The 17,807-nt window shown below is 39.8% G+C and carries 15 protein-coding genes and 1 pseudogene; 5 read left to right on the forward strand and 11 right to left on the reverse strand.

Going from position 1 to position 17,807, the window contains the following annotated elements:
- The 6 genes from EAE93_RS02510 to EAE93_RS02535 form a co-directional block, all read right to left on the reverse strand.
- Positions 1-342 carry a type II toxin-antitoxin system RelE/ParE family toxin gene (locus tag EAE93_RS02510; RefSeq protein ID WP_036814197.1) on the reverse strand — a complete coding sequence of 114 codons (342 nt, stop codon included), beginning with the start codon at positions 340-342 and terminating at the stop codon, positions 1-3.
- A 390-nt stretch (positions 343-732) separates the two neighbouring features.
- Positions 733-1,566, reverse strand: coding sequence for a siderophore-interacting protein (locus EAE93_RS02515; protein ID WP_040152623.1), 834 nt, complete (start codon positions 1,564-1,566; stop codon positions 733-735).
- A gap of 138 nt (positions 1,567-1,704) precedes the next feature.
- Entirely contained in the window at positions 1,705-2,793 is a 1,089-nt protein-coding gene (locus EAE93_RS02520; RefSeq protein ID WP_229000842.1) for a histidine kinase, read from the reverse strand.
- A gap of 208 nt (positions 2,794-3,001) precedes the next feature.
- Complete coding sequence (locus EAE93_RS02525) at positions 3,002-3,160, reverse strand: DUF2474 domain-containing protein (RefSeq protein ID WP_071647063.1); 159 nt, start codon at positions 3,158-3,160, stop codon at positions 3,002-3,004.
- Positions 3,141-4,148: a cytochrome d ubiquinol oxidase subunit II gene (cydB, locus tag EAE93_RS02530; RefSeq protein ID WP_214039001.1), complete on the reverse strand. Its 1,008-nt coding sequence runs from the start codon at positions 4,146-4,148 to the stop codon at positions 3,141-3,143. Before cydB ends, EAE93_RS02525 begins: the two co-directional genes overlap by 20 nt.
- Entirely contained in the window at positions 4,138-5,475 is a 1,338-nt protein-coding gene (locus EAE93_RS02535; protein WP_214039002.1) for a cytochrome ubiquinol oxidase subunit I, read from the reverse strand. The genes cydB and EAE93_RS02535 overlap by 11 nt, the downstream gene beginning before the upstream one ends.
- Before the next feature lie 132 nt (positions 5,476-5,607).
- Between EAE93_RS02535 and EAE93_RS02540 the strand changes: the two genes are divergently transcribed.
- From EAE93_RS02540 to vapC, 3 genes are all read left to right on the forward strand, one after another.
- A complete protein-coding gene (locus tag EAE93_RS02540; RefSeq protein WP_214039003.1) occupies positions 5,608-7,035 on the forward strand; it encodes an aminotransferase-like domain-containing protein in 1,428 nt (475 codons plus the stop codon).
- Positions 7,036-7,197: 162 nt separating this feature from the next.
- A complete protein-coding gene (gene vapB, locus EAE93_RS02545) occupies positions 7,198-7,428 on the forward strand; it encodes a type II toxin-antitoxin system VapB family antitoxin (protein WP_214039004.1) in 231 nt (76 codons plus the stop codon).
- Entirely contained in the window at positions 7,428-7,835 is a 408-nt protein-coding gene (gene vapC, locus EAE93_RS02550; protein ID WP_214039005.1) for a type II toxin-antitoxin system tRNA(fMet)-specific endonuclease VapC, read from the forward strand. Before vapB ends, vapC begins: the two co-directional genes overlap by 1 nt.
- Before the next feature lie 84 nt (positions 7,836-7,919).
- Here vapC and EAE93_RS02555 read toward each other — a convergent pair whose 3' ends face one another.
- The 3 genes from EAE93_RS02555 to EAE93_RS02565 all read right to left on the reverse strand — a co-directional run bounded on the left by EAE93_RS02555 (position 7,920) and on the right by EAE93_RS02565 (position 13,460).
- On the reverse strand, positions 7,920-8,762 hold the full coding sequence (locus EAE93_RS02555) for a hypothetical protein (protein WP_040152636.1): 843 nt from the start codon (positions 8,760-8,762) through the stop codon (positions 7,920-7,922).
- Positions 8,763-9,182: 420 nt separating this feature from the next.
- Positions 9,183-9,989, reverse strand: a complete 807-nt coding sequence (locus tag EAE93_RS02560) for a hypothetical protein (RefSeq protein ID WP_036814208.1) — start codon at positions 9,987-9,989, stop codon at positions 9,183-9,185.
- A gap of 780 nt (positions 9,990-10,769) precedes the next feature.
- Positions 10,770-13,460 (reverse strand): AAA domain-containing protein, encoded by a 2,691-nt coding sequence (locus tag EAE93_RS02565; RefSeq protein WP_214039006.1) that lies wholly within the window; start codon positions 13,458-13,460, stop codon positions 10,770-10,772.
- A gap of 106 nt (positions 13,461-13,566) precedes the next feature.
- On the opposite strand from EAE93_RS02565, the pseudogene EAE93_RS24290 reads away from it, so the two are divergent.
- Positions 13,567-13,793 (forward strand): annotated as a pseudogene (locus EAE93_RS24290) (transposase); the annotation flags it as partial.
- A 468-nt stretch (positions 13,794-14,261) separates the two neighbouring features.
- The gene (locus EAE93_RS02570) at positions 14,262-15,470 is read left to right on the forward strand and encodes a phage tail protein (RefSeq protein WP_214039007.1); all 1,209 of its coding nucleotides are present in this window, start codon (positions 14,262-14,264) and stop codon (positions 15,468-15,470) included.
- Positions 15,471-15,629: 159 nt separating this feature from the next.
- Here the strand turns inward: EAE93_RS02570 and EAE93_RS02575 are convergent, their stop codons facing one another.
- Both EAE93_RS02575 and ychF read right to left on the reverse strand, forming a co-directional pair.
- Positions 15,630-16,202 (reverse strand): nuclear transport factor 2 family protein, encoded by a 573-nt coding sequence (locus EAE93_RS02575; RefSeq protein WP_036814212.1) that lies wholly within the window; start codon positions 16,200-16,202, stop codon positions 15,630-15,632.
- Positions 16,203-16,637: 435 nt separating this feature from the next.
- Complete coding sequence (gene ychF, locus EAE93_RS02580) at positions 16,638-17,729, reverse strand: redox-regulated ATPase YchF (RefSeq protein WP_040152643.1); 1,092 nt, start codon at positions 17,727-17,729, stop codon at positions 16,638-16,640.
- Positions 17,730-17,807: the final 78 nt, after the last annotated feature.

The following is a 17,807-nucleotide window of genomic DNA, read 5'->3' on the forward strand; positions in this document are numbered from 1 at the left end:
TTATCTGTCATTTTTTATCCTCACATGAAAATCTTTAAGGTAATTAACGGCTTTGTCTATATCCGTTTGTTGTGAGCCTTTGTTGCCTCCGATGAGTAAGAGGATTATTTGTCCAGCTTCCATCGAATAATAAACGCGGTAGCCTTGCCCGTAATCAATTCGTAATGCCCAGACACCATCCCTTTCAAATTTGTGATCCCCGAAATTTCCGGCACATGCGCGGGATACTTGAGTGTCAACCTTAGCGGCAGCGCGGGGATCTTTTTTTCTAAGTTTTCTTATCCATTCAGTATAAGGAACTTTTTTGTTACCGTCCTGATAACGTAGTGTTGTATAAGGCATTCAGCTGCCCTCATCACAATGACTTATACTTATTGTCTCTTATAAGTTACATCTCATCAAGCATCCATCATGAATTTTTATATTTTATTCCCCGCAGCAGTTGACCGCGTGGCTTGACTGGAAGCTGAATTGGCGGTACTGCGTGAAATCGTGGGTGAACATGCCCGCCGCGAATAGCAAGGAAAATTTTCATTTTTTTAATTCACGAAAAAATAAATTTGTAACAAAATGTTACAAACTCAAGAGAAATTGAATTATCGTCAATCGCATTTCTTCGATTTTAAAAACCTCGTTTTAAGTGATGTTGCGGATAATATCCGTATCGTTGATTCCCTCACCCACGAATTTTAGTAGGAGAGGGGATCAAGCGAATATAAATATATAAGGTTCTTAATCGTCGCTATCCATCACTTCATGACGCAGGACATGATAACCTTCCTCATCAAAGCCATGTCTCCAGTAAGGAATGGCATATAGCTGGTGGCGTTCATAGCCTTTTTCTCGGCGAATATAGCGACGAATTTCTTTTACCAGCTTATCTTCACCGGCAAGCCAGAAAGTGACATCTTCTGTTGGTAATGACCAGGATTTGAATTCAGATACGATTTTGTCAGTTATTTCAACATCACCGGTGATCCAGTGAACCGCTATTCCAGCCGGTTTTTTTAATTCCTGAATATCTTGCTCACTTTCGATACGAATAATGATCTGCCCGGTCGCGTCTGGTTTTACTGTTTCCAAGAGCGCGGCAATAGCAGGCAGGGAACTTGGGTCGCCAGCCATATAGTAGTGGCTGACTTTTGGTAGTAATGGATCTGGGCCGCCGGGGTTAGTGATACCGATCCAGTCACCGATTTTAGCGCTATAAGCAAATTCCACCGCCGGGCCGCCATTGTGGTGTAATGCGAACTCAATATCGATCTCTTTTTGTTCGGTGCGGATGGCGCGAACCGAGTAAGTACGGACAATGGGACGCAGTTCACTCGGTGGCCATATTGGGCCTTCTGGGGATAAAGTCGGTAATACCGGTTTGGTCTGCCCCGGAAGCGGTAAGAATATCTTTAGGTGCCCGCCTTCACATTCAGTGGGGTAACTATCCAGACACTCGCTGGTGAAAGTAATGCTGCGCATATTAGGTGTTACGTCGAAAATATTTTTTACCTGAACAAGCCTCGGTGGTGCAGGACGGTAAATATTTTTTTCTTCAATTGTGCTATTAGTCACGTAAAATTCCTCTGGAAAATTTACCGAAGGTTATTGTCTGATAAAGCCAAAGTTAGTGTAACAGCAATTAGAGAAAATGATAATTATTATCATTCAACAAATTACGTTGCTGTCGATAATGGAATTTATCCGCCTTTTTCAATCCAGTGAAAATTGAATTTCTACCTCTGTACCGCCATGTTTTCGATTCTTTATCTGTAATTGTCCACCCAGGATAGAAACTCTATCTTGCATAATAGCCATGCCAAATTTGTTTTTATTAGCGGAGTCCAGATTGATACCCTGACCGTTATCACTAACAACTGTAATAATTTTGTCATCAATAGGGTAAATGCGGACACTGATCCAATTGGCGTCGGCGTGCTTATAACAGTTGTTCAAACACTCCCTAATGATTTGTATCAAATGCTTGCTGTAACTGTCAGGAATGTGCTGATGTGTCAGGCGGTAATTGAATTCAATGTTGAAGCCTAGACGGTGGTTAAATTCATTAATCAAGTCCTGTAAAGATTCTTGTAGATTACATTGAGGTTGTTCATTCCTGAAAGTTGCCAGTAATTCTCTTAGCTGGCGATAGGCAATATTCAACTCATCTTTAATCATATTCAGCGAGGTTAAACTTTGCTTGGGTAAATTATCACTGCCGATATATAGGCAATTAACTTGAATCTTAAGGAAAGAGAGGGATTGAGCAATGGAATCGTGGAGTTCACGGGAAATAGCGGCTCTCTCTGCGGCTAACACACTCTGGTGTTGGCATTGGAGCTGATTTTCCCGTAATAGTTTATTTGTCATTAAAGTTACCACATCTTGAACCAGACTTTTTTCATCGGGAGTAAGATCACTATTTCTGTGTGTTTTTATCCAGAGTGTCCCATAGTTATCAATATTGTCATCTAAATTCCATCTCGTAATAAGCGGCATATCGAAATAGGGGCATTGATGAGGATTACGGAAGGAATATTCTTGTTGTGATGGATAAAAGATGATTTTGGCTTCACAGAAAGGGATCAGGCGATTGAGGTGGGAAAAAATCTCCTGAAGCTTTTCAGGTAGCAGTTTACAATTTTGCAGTTTGAAATGGCTTTGACAGAGAAAATCCAAATAGCCATTTTTTTGTTTCAGGGCGTTAATTTCTGCTTTGTATCTTGCATGTTGCCATTCTTTAATAGGAGCAGAATTATGTACCACTTTTATCAGGAAGTAGACATTTGTAATGCTTAACATTATCAATAACGGTAAAATTAAATCTGGGATCGACGGTTTGTTAATCAATAACAGTATAAAAAGTAAAAATAAATTTATAATAGAGTTGATTACAAACAGTTTTTGATTTTTGAAGATGGAGTTATTTGAGCTTGTTTTCATCAGGCTAAGATTCCGTTCTGCAATACTGATGAAAACTTTAGCTCAATTTATTAAATAGTGTTAATAATTACTTCAATTTCATACCGGCTGCTGTCATTAACAGGCGAAATAGTGTGGAAACAGCAAAAAGAGCCATCACACTGCATAACCAGATCATTGCCATCCAACCTATCCGTTTCCATACAGAAGGGCGTGGCGTGTTTTGATTAATGGTAGCCTTGTTCATGATTAACTTTCCCCCGAAAAACGTAGTAGCTCCAATAGGTGTAAACCAGGATCACTGGGATGATAAGTAGAGCGCCGACCAGCATAAAACCTAAACTTTGTTGTGGCGCCGCCGCCGCTTCGTAGCTAATTGCCGGTGGGATCAAGTTAGGCCAGATACTGATGCCTAATCCACTGTAGCCAAGGAAAACTAACAATAGCGCTGATAGAAACGGTGTGTAATGAGTCTGACGTTTGATTGAATGTAGTAGTTTCCAGCCCGCCCAGACCACTAATAGCGGCACAGGGAGGAAGAACAACAGGTTAGGCAGACTGAACCAACGTGCAGCGATGGTCGGATGAATGAATGGCGTCCATAAACTGATAATGGCGATAACTGTCAGCATCAGAAAAATGAGCGGACGGGCGATACGGTACATCTCTTGTTGTAAGTGACCTTCGGTTTTCATAATTAACCAGCCACAGCCTAACAAGGCGTAAGCAACTACTAGTCCAAAACCACAAAATAAGGGGAAGGGTGAGAACCAATCAAAATAGCCGCCGGCGTAGGCTCGGTTTTCCACCGGGAATCCTTGAATAAAGGCGCCCACCACCACGCCTTGAACAAACGTCGCCATCACAGAGCCGCTGATAAAAGCTTTGTCCCAGATATGACGATGCTCAGGCGCGCTTTTGAAACGAAATTCAAAGGCGACGCCACGGAAGATCAGGCCAAATAACATTAATGTCAGGGGAATTGTTAATGCATCAAGTATAACGGCATAAGCCAAAGGGAAAGCACCGAATAAACCTGCGCCGCCAAGCACCAGCCAGGTTTCGTTGCCATCCCACACCGGCGCAACGCTGTTCATCATTAAATCACGATCCTTATCACTTTTAACCGTGGGATAGAGCAACCCAATCCCAAGATCAAAACCATCCATGACAATGTACATCATGATGCTGAACACAATGATGATGAACCAGATTAACGGTAGATCAATACCCATTGTTTAACTCCTTTTTGGGACCTTTGCGGATAAGTTTCATCATATAGGCGTAACCCACACCAAATACCGAGCTGTAAACCGCGATGAAAAGCAACAAACTGATGCTCATATGGATTTCACCGTGTGCGGATACCGCATCTTTGGTGCGTAACAGACCATAAACGACCCACGGTTGACGGCCGATTTCGGTAGTAAACCAACCGGCAAGAATGGCGATCAGGCCGGAAGGCGCCATCAGGAATATAAAACGCAGGAAGGTTTTTGACTGATAAAGTCGTTTTTTATAGCGCAACCAAAGCCCCCAAAAACCAGCAACTATCATCAACATACCGAGGCCGACCATCACTCTGAATGACCAGAAAACCATAAGCGCGTTTGGTCTGTCTTCCGGCGGAAACTCCTTAAGAGCAGGAACCTGCTTATCTATACTGTGAGTCAGAATCAGACTGGCGAGATAAGGAATTTCGACGGCATAACGCGTCTCTTCCCGTTCCATATCCGGAATACCAAACAGGATCAGCGGAGTCGCTTCGCCGGGAAGATTTTCCCAGTGGCCTTCCATTGCCGCGACTTTGGCGGGTTGATGCTTGAGTGTGTTAAGACCGTGAGCATCCCCAATCAATGCCTGTAAAGGCGCAATAATCAGGATCATCCACATCGACATGGATAGCATTTTTTTCATTGCTGTCGAGTCATTGCCTTTTAATAAATGCCATGCCGCCGAAGCTGCAACAAAGAATGCCGAGGCGAGGAAGGCCGCAGTAGACATATGAGCCAGGCGATATGGAAAGGAAGGATTAAATATCACGGCCAGCCAATCGACGGGGACCACCTGATTATTGACAATTTCGTGGCCTTGCGGGGTTTGCATCCAACTATTGGAGGCCAGTATCCAAAAAGTGGAGATCAAAGTACCTAGCGCAACCATAAGGGTGGCGAAGAAATGTAATTTTTCACCTACACGATTCCAGCCAAATAACATCACGCCGAGAAAGCCCGCTTCAAGAAAGAATGCGGTCAGTACTTCGTAAGTCAGTAACGGGCCGGTGATCGAACCAGCAAAATCAGAGAAAAAACTCCAGTTGGTGCCGAATTGGTAAGCCATAACCAGACCAGAAACCACGCCCATTCCGAAGTTAACGGCAAAAATTTTCGACCAAAAATGATATAGCTCTTTGTAATCGGTATTCCGAGTTTTCAGCCATAATCCTTCCAGTACGGCTAAAAAACTGGCCAACCCGATAGTAATTGCCGGAAAGATAATGTGAAACGAGACGGTAAACGCGAATTGAATTCTGGCCAGTTCCAAGGCGCTTAAACCAAACATGGTGACCTCTTATTTTTAGTTTGAATAAAGGCAGGAAATGTATACGGGTAAGTAAAGCATGAAAAAAATAACTATAATAGTGACAGTTTTCTGTATATTAACTATAACAGTTTGCGGAAGAGGTCTGAATTGATGAAGCGTTATGAACAATTTGCCAGGCAAATTCTTCAACATATCGAAGATGGTACCTGGCTGGTGGGAGATAGATTACCTTCGCTGAGAGAGTCAGTGAAGTTATCAGGTTTGAGTTTAATGACCGTTGTTCAATCTTATCAATTATTAGAGAGTCAGGGATGGATCGTTTCTCGTCCTCAATCGGGTTATTACGTCGCTAAACGTTTGCAACCCTTTGCCGCCGCAAAAGGGGGAAAGCGATTACATTTAAGTGAAAGCGTGGAAATAAGCGCTTCTATTTTTGATGTATTACAGGCGTGTAAAGATCCTGCGATTATTCCGTTTGGTTCAGCATTCCCGGACCCATCCTTATTGATTCAACCTAAACTTTCCAAAGCGTTAGCGGCTGCTGCCAGGCGAATAGCGCCGCATAGCGCTTTAGCCAATTTACCGCCGGGAAATGATAAGTTACGCCGTAACATATCACGCCGTTATGCCATGCATGGTATTCATGTCTCTCCTGATGAAATTGTCATTACCGCTGGTGCGATGGAATCACTGAGTTTTAGTTTACAGTCGGTGACGGAGCCGGGTGATTGGGTGGTGATTGAATCACCGGCTTTTTACGGCGCTTTGCAGGCCATTGAGCGTTTGCGCTTGAAAGCGGTAGCCATCAAAACTGATCCACAAAATGGTATTGATTTGGATGCGCTGGAGGAGGTGATTCAGAAATACCCGATAAAAGCTTGTTGGTTAATGACTCACTTTCAGAACCCGCTAGGGGGAACGATGTCCGCTGACAGTAAATTACGGCTGGTGCATATCCTGAACTGTAATCAGGTGGTGCTGATTGAAGATGATGTTTATGGTGAACTCTATTTCGAGCAGCAACGGCCTGTACCGGCGAAAGGGTTGGACAGTGAAAACAACTTTATGCATTGCTCTTCGTTTTCTAAATGTCTGGCGCCGGGATTTCGGGTAGGTTGGGTTGCAGCAGGAAAACATGCCAAAAAAATCCAACAGCTACAAATGATGAGTACCGTTTCTGCCAGCATGCCGACGCAATTGGCAATTGCTGATTATCTTGCGGAAGGGGGATATGACAACCACTTACGCCGCCTTCGTCGCACATTGGAGCAACGTCAACACCTGATGTTACGAGCGATTGGTGACTATATGCCCGATTCAGTAAAAGTGAATTGCCCTAAAGGTGGCTATTTTCTCTGGTTGGAATTTGAGCCTCTGTTCAGTGCACAGCGGCTTTATCAACTGGCATTGGCAGAAGGGATCAGCATTGCACCCGGGAGTATGTTTTGTACCAGCGAACAGTTTAACCATGCCTTTCGTCTGAATGCCTCTTTTGATTGGAACCAGAAAATGGAACATGCTATGCAAACATTAGGCAATATTTGCCATAGTTTACTGTCTGAATGTGGAAAGGCATAACGATGCGGGTTTCTGGCTATAGTTGTTTAGTGATTTATATAGATAAGAGCCAATACCTTCAGAGTGTTTAATTAAGAAAAATTGGGTACATCTTGTTGACATGCTCTTTTTAGTGCTTATCATGGATATACAGTAAGTATATCCCTGTATGAGGAACATTTTATGGTTCAAACAACGGTATTTAAAAGCAATCGTTCTCAGGCAGTCCGGCTTCCTAAAGCTGTCGCTTTTCCGGAAGATGTGAAGTGGGTTGATGTTATCGCTGTAGGCCATACTCGCATAATCACTCCGGCTGGTGAATCTTGGGACAGTTGGTTTGATGGCCCTAGTGTTACGGCCGATTTTATGGTAGAACGCGAGCAGCCGCCAGTACAAGAGCGAGAGGGATTCTGATGCTGAAATACATGCTTGATACCTGTATTTGCATCTACACTCTCAAGAACCAGCCCCAGAGAGTGCGCGAAGCTTTTCTGCTCCATCACGATCAGTTGTGTATTAGCACGGTGACATTGATGGAGTTGATTAAAGGCGCAGAGAAATCGGGAAATCCAGAAAGCAATATGAAGATTATTGAGGGATTCGTTGCTAGGTTGAGGGTATTGGATTTCGACAGTAAGGCTGCTGTGCATGCCGGTCAGATTATCGCAGAGCTTGAACGGGGCGGTTTACGTATAGGGGCTTATGACAATCAAATAGCAGGGCATGCCAGAAGCCAAGGGTTGATTATCGTGACTAATAATGTGCGCGAATTCGAGCGAGTTCCTGGCCTTCGCGTTGAGAACTGGGTCAACGAAAAATAATTACTGTGGTTTATCGCGGATTCAATGAACTTTATGGTGTCCACGACCTTTTTGCAGACACCATTTTGGGGTTATTTCACCACATTATTCTATACAAAGCGCTCTTACATTACTTCCTTTCTTTCTTCGAGTGGTCATACTGTCAATCCAATCTTCTAATGATACCTTCTGTGCTTTCTCGAATGCAGGTCTTACATTTACCCATGATTCGTATCTTAGGTTATATTCTGCTTGTGGCAGGAAGTAATGAGATTTGAATTCGATAAGACCTTTATCATCTTCGTAAGCGACGATTGAAAACTCAGACCAATATAAGAAGAATGAAACGCCACCTCTTGGTGATGTAGCAAGAACACTTTGTACGAAATTGGATTGAGTTTGTCTTCTACCTGCATAGGATAATGCTGCGATAGCTAATTGTCTCAGCGGGGTTTTCATCTGCTCTTTCTCTTGACTAGATAATCCTAAGAAGTTTTCCAGGAAAGAGTTGATCAAAACATCTGCATCATGGCTTTTTTGAATAACATTTTGTACGCTTGTTGACAGCAAAGAAAGGAATGGAACGCCAGATAACTCTTCTGTAAATGAGAAGAAATTCTTTTTATTACCCTGGCCTTGAGGATCTAAAGGATTATAGCCTGAGACTGCACGGCACATATTAATAACAGTTTGCAAGCCTTCGGTAATGCTTAACGGATTTTTAGATGATGTGGAAGAGTCTTTTGCAAGCTGTGTATAATCTCCTGTAGCTGCGCCATTAGCCGGGCTCTGTACATCGGAATAATCGCCAGCATCAGGAGAATCCATAATAATATTGTCTGAGCGTTCCCAATCGTTAAGGAGTCTTGTTCCTCCTTTTTCAATATGTTCTATCCATTCTTGGGCTTTTTTAACTGCATAATCAGGATTATTTAAGATATGTTCCATGATTTTTATCCTTAATAGATTTATTAAGTTAGGGATTGAATGTTAGGGTACTGTTGAAAATAGGGAACAATGTTTAACCCTATTATTAACAGTGAGATAAATCGATAATCATGTACTTAATATTACTGCTTTTTTAGCTTGGTAATTTTTGTTTTAAATTTTTGTTAACGAATGTTAAATATATTTTTTTGCAAACTAAGTATATCCATAGATGGATATTTTTCACTATCAAATATTAAGGGTATGTAATTTAACTTATTCCTCACGGATAAATGGTTGTTTATGTGATATTTTCATATATTGTATTTTTATTGAGTTTAATAGTTTTATTGAATAACTATAATGAGAATAATCTCAGAACATATTGGTAATGATGTTATTGATATAAATCAATTAATCTACTTATAGAAAGCTTTCAGTTTATGCTTTCGTTTTGGTTGTCATACAATCGATTAAATATTCTATGGTTATCTTATCTTCTTTCTCCAATACCGATCTTGTCATTTCCCATATTTTCTGGCTGAGATTATATTCTGCCTGGCAAAGATTATAATGAGATGTAAATTTAATCGTACCTTTGTTATCTACTTTCTTTATTGTCAATACAAAAGAATAGAGTAAGAGTGACACTCCATTTGGGGTTTTAGCCAGAGCATATTGTACCAGGTTGGATTTTTTTTCCTTCTGATCGGCATATGATAAAGCGGTATCAATCAACTTTTTCAAATAAATCTTAAGGGTAATTTTATCTTGAGGAGATAATCCTTGGAAGACTTTAATAAAAGAATCGATCAAGACATCTGTGTCATGGCTTTGTTGAGTAATCGTACTTTTGTCTGCCCATAGTAAAGAGAGAAAGGGAACCTTTTCTATTTCTTCGGTGAATGCTATGAACTTCTCCGCATTGCCATTACCTTCTGGTTCCAATGGATCATAGCCTGATGCGACTCGACATAAATTGATGATAGTTTGCAGCCCCTCAGTGACACTGACTGGATATTTATTTGATGTGGCTGATTTCTTTGCGAATAGTGTGTATGTATTTGTCGCTGCTACACTGGCTGGACTTTGTATATCAGAAAGATTCTCAATTTCTAGGAAACGAATAAAAATGTTATCTGAATGTGGCTGCGTTTTAGAATATTTTTCTCCTCTGTGCTTAATGTATTCTATCCACTCCTGAATATCTTTAATTTTATGATCAGAATTTTTTAATATATCTTTCATGGTTGCTTTCCTTTGTGGATTTATTAGATAAGCAATTGATTTTTTTATTCAACCTGAGTTCTGGGTTCAGAAACTATAATTTATTTTATATCAATAATATATGGCTTTGTTTATGTGATAAACATATGCTCCTGAAAACCGATAACATCTTAATCGATGGATAAAAATATATATCTAATCTTTTAATAATAGTGTAAAAATGTAGTATGTAAAGTCTATTTCAATAAAATTTGTGAGGTTTTTATTGAATAATCCTACATTATACTATTCTACTATTTATTTTTTTATTTTCTAATAATGCATTTTATTATTAATTATTTGTCGATTTATTTTGATTCATATTTATTAGGTGAAAATAATTACAAGTGAAAATTACGATCAAATATATTAACTTATTGGTTGGAATTTTTGTTGTTGTATGGTTCATCTTATTTATTCTGTTGCTGGGTGTATGGCATTGCTTAAAGAATATAATGTGGTTTTATTGTGTAGGTAATTATCGGTTCTGTTTTTTGGAATGGATTTATTATTTTTGCGAGTTATCACTGTTAAACTTATATTTAATATCAGTATATCTTGATGAAAGATGGGGTAATGATAAAACATTAAGATATTATATTAATTAATGGGAGTCGGTGATAAATAAAAACAACTCCAATTTTATCGATAATTTTAATAACCTTCTGAATCAACAGAAGGTTTTAAATTAAATTTGGATGAGTTCAAAAATGTATCTGGATACCGCGGATGTTTTCTCCACTTAGTAAGCAATATTTGCATTCAATCGGTTGTTATGAAGGAGTTGTCGAGGATTCCAGTGATAAAAGCAGCTATTTTACATTGAATATCGCTATCGATGGTTTTTAATCTTAATAAAGGAATGCCTGCTTTTATCAGAATGGCATTTTTTACATTGTCACGTTCAGACTGTTGAGCAGTATCATGATAATAACCATCCACCTCAATGACTCCCAAAGGAGATTTCCCCATTTTGAAGTAGAGAACAAAATCACAACTGGCTCTATTTCTCATAAATTCCAATTCATGCGGAATAAATGTGTTGTTTTTCAGTGAAACCAGTTGAATCAGGTCAATCTGCTGATGATATTTAATTGAATTGAACCTTTCCTGAGCTAGGGTTTCGCGTAGCAGTTGGGCAACAATTTGTTCCGATTTGAATCTGGAATCACTTGTACGCAACTTGGCATTTAGTTTTTCTAATGATTTGTCATATTCGTCATAAAGCAGATCAAAGGCAGAAATGACAGGGCTATCATGAAGTTGTTTGGTATCTGCATAATATCTGATATAGCGAATCAAAGCAGCAATACTTTGGTTGTTCTTGGTAAATACATTATCCCCGGTCACCAGCGTAAATTTGTTTTTGGCACGGGATACAGCCACATTGATTAGATGCGGATCATCAACGAAAGAAATTTTCTTTTGGCTATCCCACTTCTTGTCTAAAACAGTGGAGAAAATAATCTCATTACACTCTCGCCCTTGGAATTTATGTGTTGTGGCCTTAATCATACCTTCCGGCAGGTGCTCCTGAGAAAGGTTGATCTGATTATTATAAGGAGCAATATAGCCTATATCATGGTTTGCTTCCCATCCGATTTTATTTAGCGACTCCAACTCTCGCAGGTTAGATAAGTTTCTGGTGTGATTTCCTTTGGCGGTGGTAATTAGTGATAATGCCTTTTCACCGTTGTCATGTGTCATCGGGATGAGTTGATTATCATAAAACTGTTTGTTGCAGAATTGAATGATTTTTGGATGGCATCGGTAGTGCTCTTTGAGTAAATTGATGGGGATATTATTCTGAAAAATCCCGATAAAAGAGTCCAGAAGGCTATATTTTACGCAGTCGTAAAATTCATCTGGTGGCGTAATTTGGAGTTTCACTGGGACATGTGGTAATTGTTTTCTATCCCCGACAATAATGATATTTCTAGCACAGCCGAGACCTAGAATACCTGGAATAATGTCCTGTTGTGAAGCTTCATCCATAATTACATAGTCGAGCAAAGCGCCTCTGGCGATAGAATTAATGATAGAATGCGTACTGCTGCTAATAATAGGAAAGCGTCGTGTAAATTCACTAAATCTTTTACGATAATCTTGTGCACTGAAAGTAGACTGGTGGTGAATGTGCTGACGTAGATGATTTTTAAGATACTTCATCGAACTATCTGTTAGATTGTTCAACAATTGTTTAAAATTGTGGTTCCGTAGCTCTTGCTTATACTTATCTAGTAGCTTTGTTTTTTGATGCAACATATTTTCATAATAGGAGAATTGTAGAGAGTAAATGAACTCCTTACGTTTCTCCCAATCATTTAGAAATTTGGTACGTACTATTCTGAAGTTAAGTAAGAGCTGAATTCTGTTTGCAAAAGAAATACGCCGCATTGCAAGATAGTTTAAATAAGCAAGTAGGTCGGTTGTTTTTTGTGGTGGTAACTTATATTTCTCTAATATTTTTGGCTTTGTTGTTAAATTTTCATTTTGCCACTGCTTTAGATATTGTTTTTCGATGGATAATTCATCGATTTGTGCCTGTAGAAGTGCTATCTGATTTTGAGCTTTGAGATGCAATTTTAATTTGTTTAGTGTTGAATTAATAGCCTGAATATCAGTGGTATGCTCAATTTGTCCTGTAAGGGAGGATTGCCCGGTTTCAAAGAACAGATTTCTATTATCGGAACTCCCTAATTTGGCAACCAGATAACCTAGTCCCACTTTGGATAATTTTTCATATACATTCTCTACCGCAGAGTTGTTATTGGACAATATAGCCACTGTCTTTTGATTTAACAAAATATTGGCAATGATGTTTAATATGGTTTGCGTTTTCCCTGTTCCCGGTGGTCCCTCAATAATGCTGATCTGGGAGGAAAATGCGTGTTCAACAGCTTTTAACTGACTTTCATTTACTCCAAAGGGATAAATAAAATGTTGAGTCGGCTTCCGAGTTTGATTTTTACCAAAACAATAAGCATGTAGCGCCGTATCAGGATGGGGAGTGATTTTTTCCATTTGGCGTAGCACGTTCTCAGCAATGAGCTTGTCATTTCCTTTGGTATGGTTGATACGTGCTTTTGCCACAGCGATAAAATAGTCAAAAACCGCTTCATTCATGATGTTCGTTGCGGAAATAATTTCAATCTTATCCGTTTTCATGACATAAGGTTTGTTACTTCCGGGATAATAGATGACGGTAAACCTATTGCCGTAGGTTTCTGCACTTTCAATAGCCGTGATAATGGATTGACCATTTATTATTAGAAGATTTCCTTTCGTGGCTTTTGTGGGGATGACCGCACATCTTGTCATTGGCAGAGTATATTTTTTTCCGGAAGCAAAATAGCTGGTAAGCATCAGTTCATTGTTCTTGTCGTTATACCAAATTTTCCAGTCAGCTATCTGCTTGGTTTTGTCTTGTTTATCCATATAAACGGAAACCATGTCATATCGTCCATAAGAAATGTTTCATAATCCTTTAATATACTCAATGATGGTATGAATTAGAAGCTAAGCAAAGGTATGAACTGGTGAAAATCCTACGATAGGAACGCAAGTTTATTTTGCACATCCTTATGCTTCTTGGGAACGCAGAGTGAATAAAAACACAAATGGATTGATTTGTCAGTATCTTCCAAAGAGCACAGATTTTTCATCGGTGATAGAACAGGAAATAAGATTCGTATGAATAAACTAAATAATTGCCAACGTGAGACACTGGGGTATAAGACACCTAATGAGTTATTTTTAAATAAAGCAAGTTATTTTATAGTATAGGTAAAATTATTTGCATTTATTATGTGAATGTAAGAAAACGAATAATTACAATTAAAGATTACGTTCAATTATATTAACTTATTGGTTAAAATATTTTTGTTGTATGTTCATCTTATCTATTCTACCGTGAAGAGCATATACCTAATAATATAATATGGGTTTATTATGTGGATAATTATTGTTTTTATTATGGTGAAATAAATGTTATTAAAAATATTTTCGAGATGAAATGGATGAAAAAGAGTTACTTTCATATATTAGATGAAAATGGTTTTAATATATGTCTGGTTTTAGGTGGTTTTGTTTTTCATTGCTATCAGTTATAAAAATAGTTATCAATTTAAGTTGTAAGAATGTTCCATTATTATTTTTCTAGGCTAGACTATGATTGAAGTGAGTTTTTGAGAGTGGTTTACAGTAGTTCAATATATTTTTTATAAAATAATATTATTTGATTTTGGAGGGTATATGAGTCCCAAGAATGATTTTAAATCTTTTTCTATTGGTAATAATGCTAATATAGTGAGTCAAGGAGAGTATGAACAAAGTCCAAATTTAAAGACCGGATTTCCACCGGATAATATTACTGTTCATTTACTTAATAAGGTATTACGTCAGTCGTCGGCAATAGCCTCTGTTGTGGCTAATTTTATCGCGACATATTCCGGCAATGATGTTTTGGATGATGGGGATATCGTTAAACTCGCTGCCCAATTAAATAGCGCGTTAGAACAAAAAATTGCAACCGAAGTACCAAATGCCTCGTTAACACAAAAAGGTGTTACTCAGCTTACAGATAAAACCGGCAATAGTAATACTCTTGCGGTAACACAGAAGCTCGTTTCTGATGTAAATGATAATGCTAATAACCGATTGGCAAAAGATCAAAATGGCGCAGATATTCCTGATAAGAAAGCATTTGTGGAAAATCTCAATTTAGAAGTTATTAGTACAAAGCCGGTTGTTGTTGGGACTAATACAGCTTCTACAATCGATAATTTTGATAACATTCCTCAGAATTCGACATATTTTGGCTATCCAGTAGGACTAAATGGCCCAGGTATACATGGGCCAGGAATGAGATTTTCAGGAGGGTATGGGACCTTTAAGGCTTATGAGCTGATGATTCACTCCTCATACTTGCCGAAGAGCGAATTATACTATAGAACGCACAATGGTGACGGTAACATCAATAAATGGAATCCGTGGTACAAAGTCTGGTCAACAAGCAACGCCAAGCCGGATACTAATGGCAACTTAAAAGTCTCCAGCCCAGTGGTAGATATTCATCCAGATGGAACTTACCAGTTAACTCGCGAAGCGGAAGGGGTGACGGTCGAGCGGATAGAGACAGGAAAATATCGTATCAGCGGCTGCAATGGTTTTGCTAAAGATGGAGAGTGGGGAATTCATGGTGGCACCATTGTTCCGGCAGACAGCAACGGGTTAAATCTGATTTGGGTTTGTGAGTCGGTAGACCCATCTAGTGGTGATATAACCATCGAATGTTATCATCGTCAAAATAGAGATGCGCCGATATTTGCTCAAAATAAGCGAGTTAAGAGTATTAATGGTGATGGGGAAGTTATTTATTACCATGATGGTGAGTTATGCGATATTCCTGATGGTCGAGTAATTAATGTTCGAGTGCAACTGCCGGAAAAACCACAGGAATAATGCAATTGGAAATAGGCGGTTTTTTCTGACTAGCCGGTTTTGTAAAGAATTGCGCATACAAGTTATCATGCTCCCCACCACTATTGGGGCAGGCCCAAACATATAACATTGCAACATTTACGGACTCGCTCTTAAGCAAGTCCGTACGAAGTAGTTGAATCAATCACTAACACCTATCTGTTTCATAAGCACAGAATCGTCCCAGAAGAGATACTCTTCATCCATAACCCCTTGTTTGTTCCAGTGTCCGAGTGTCGCCATAGGGAGGTGATACGCCTTACCTGTAGGTTTAATAACCTTACCATCTGGGAGAACCATAGGTTTCGTAAATGTTCCATCTGTAAATCCCGTAACAGCGGTCCATTCCGCATCAGCGGTACCAAACCGTACCGGGTGCTCTGTGATTCGGTTATCAGGAGCAAATGTCCACATATACTTCAGATCGTCAAGATGCTGTCGAATACCCTTAGTAGTATGACCATCAGGGTAGTGAACAATAATGTTCATGGCATGGCTCTTATGTAGATCCCACCATCTTTGGTCTGTATAGACACGGAAATCAAGATCGTCAAAGTTAGCCAAATTTCTTTCCAGAGCTTTGGGCATCCCTTTGATTTTAGGTGCTGGTTGATCTACTTTGGTGCCGGGCCAATTATTTTGCACCGCAAGCGCTACCGGGCTGGCAGTAAGCAGTAGAAGCGTGAATAACGATAACCTCTTGTGACTTTTCATGGTCTTTCCTCTTTGTTAGTACTAAAGGAACTAAAAGATTGTTTTATAAAGATTTAAGTATTTTTGGACTCCTTTATTAGATTAAGTTAAAAATGATTGTTCATTGGCTTGTTTGAACTTTGACTAGATTTTGACTAGATAGAGAAGAACCACCCAAAACAACGTAATTTAATAGGATAAGTGACTAAACGGACTCACACCGGATAACTATCGTATAGAAAGTCATCAGTAAAAACATACTACGCCTAATAGAAAAGCATGTAAATAGTCACATAAAGTAATTATAACCATTAAAAACAAAATGGCTCGGATTAGCCGTTTTTACACCAAAACCGGCTTCTATATGAAAACAAAAATCCACGCAACTGCGTGGATTTTAAGAGTTTTAATCAGTCTCAGAGATATCTTGCGATGTTGTCAGAGATGAAAAGTCAATTAGACGTTAAACAAGAAGTTCATCACATCGCCATCTTTAACGACATAATCCTTACCTTCTGAACGCATTTTACCGGCCTCTTTTGCACCTTGTTCACCTTTGTAAGCGATGAAATCTTCAAAAGAGATGGTTTGTGCACGGATAAAACCTTTTTCGAAATCAGTATGGATCTTCCCGGCTGCTTGTGGCGCGGTTGCGCCAACTGGGATAGTCCATGCCCGAACCTCTTTCACGCCGGCAGTGAAGTAAGTTTGCAGATTCAGTAACTGATAACCCGCGCGGATAACGCGATTTAAACCGGGTTCTTCCAGGCCAAGTTCAGCCATAAACTCTTCGCGTTCATCATCTTCCAGCTCCGCGATATCCGCTTCTACCGCGGCACAAACCGGAACGACCACCGAACCTTCTTTTTCTGCGATCGCACGAACAGCATCCAAATGTGGGTTATTTTCAAAACCCTCTTCGTTGACGTTAGCGATGTACATGGTGGGTTTCAGCGTCAGGAAACTCAGATAACGGATAGCCGCTTTCTCTTCGGTGCTGAGATCCAACGCCCGCAACATACCCGCTTGTTCCAGATGAGGCAGACATTTTTCCAGTACTGCCAATTCTGCTTTGGCATCTTTATCGCCGCCTTTGGCCCTTTTTTGGACACGATGAATGGCTCGTTCGCAGGTGTCCAGATCGGAAAGGGCTAGTTCGGTATTGATGATCTCAATATCAGCAGCAGGATCAACTTGACCGGAAACGTGAATGATGTTGTCGTTGACGAAACAGCGCACAACATGGCCGATAGCTTCTGTTTCACGAATGTTGGTCAGAAACTGGTTGCCCAAACCTTCACCTTTTGATGCGCCTTTTACCAGACCCGCGATATCGACGAATTCCATTGTGGTCGGTAGGATTCGCTGAGGTTTCACAATTTCCGCCAGTTGTTCAAGCCGTGGATCTGGCATAGGGACGACACCGGTATTGGGTTCAATAGTGCAGAACGGGAAGTTTGCTGCTTCGATACCTGCTTTAGTCAGCGCATTGAATAATGTTGATTTTCCGACGTTAGGCAGGCCGACGATACCGCATTTGAATCCCATGATTTTCACCTTAAATTACTTATAAATCAAAAGGCTGTGTTAGCCTGTTTGATGAGTCAAAAAAATTGGCGCCATTAT

The sequence above is a fragment of the Photorhabdus akhurstii genome (assembly GCF_018448925.1).
Lineage (GTDB): Bacteria > Pseudomonadota > Gammaproteobacteria > Enterobacterales > Enterobacteriaceae > Photorhabdus > Photorhabdus akhurstii.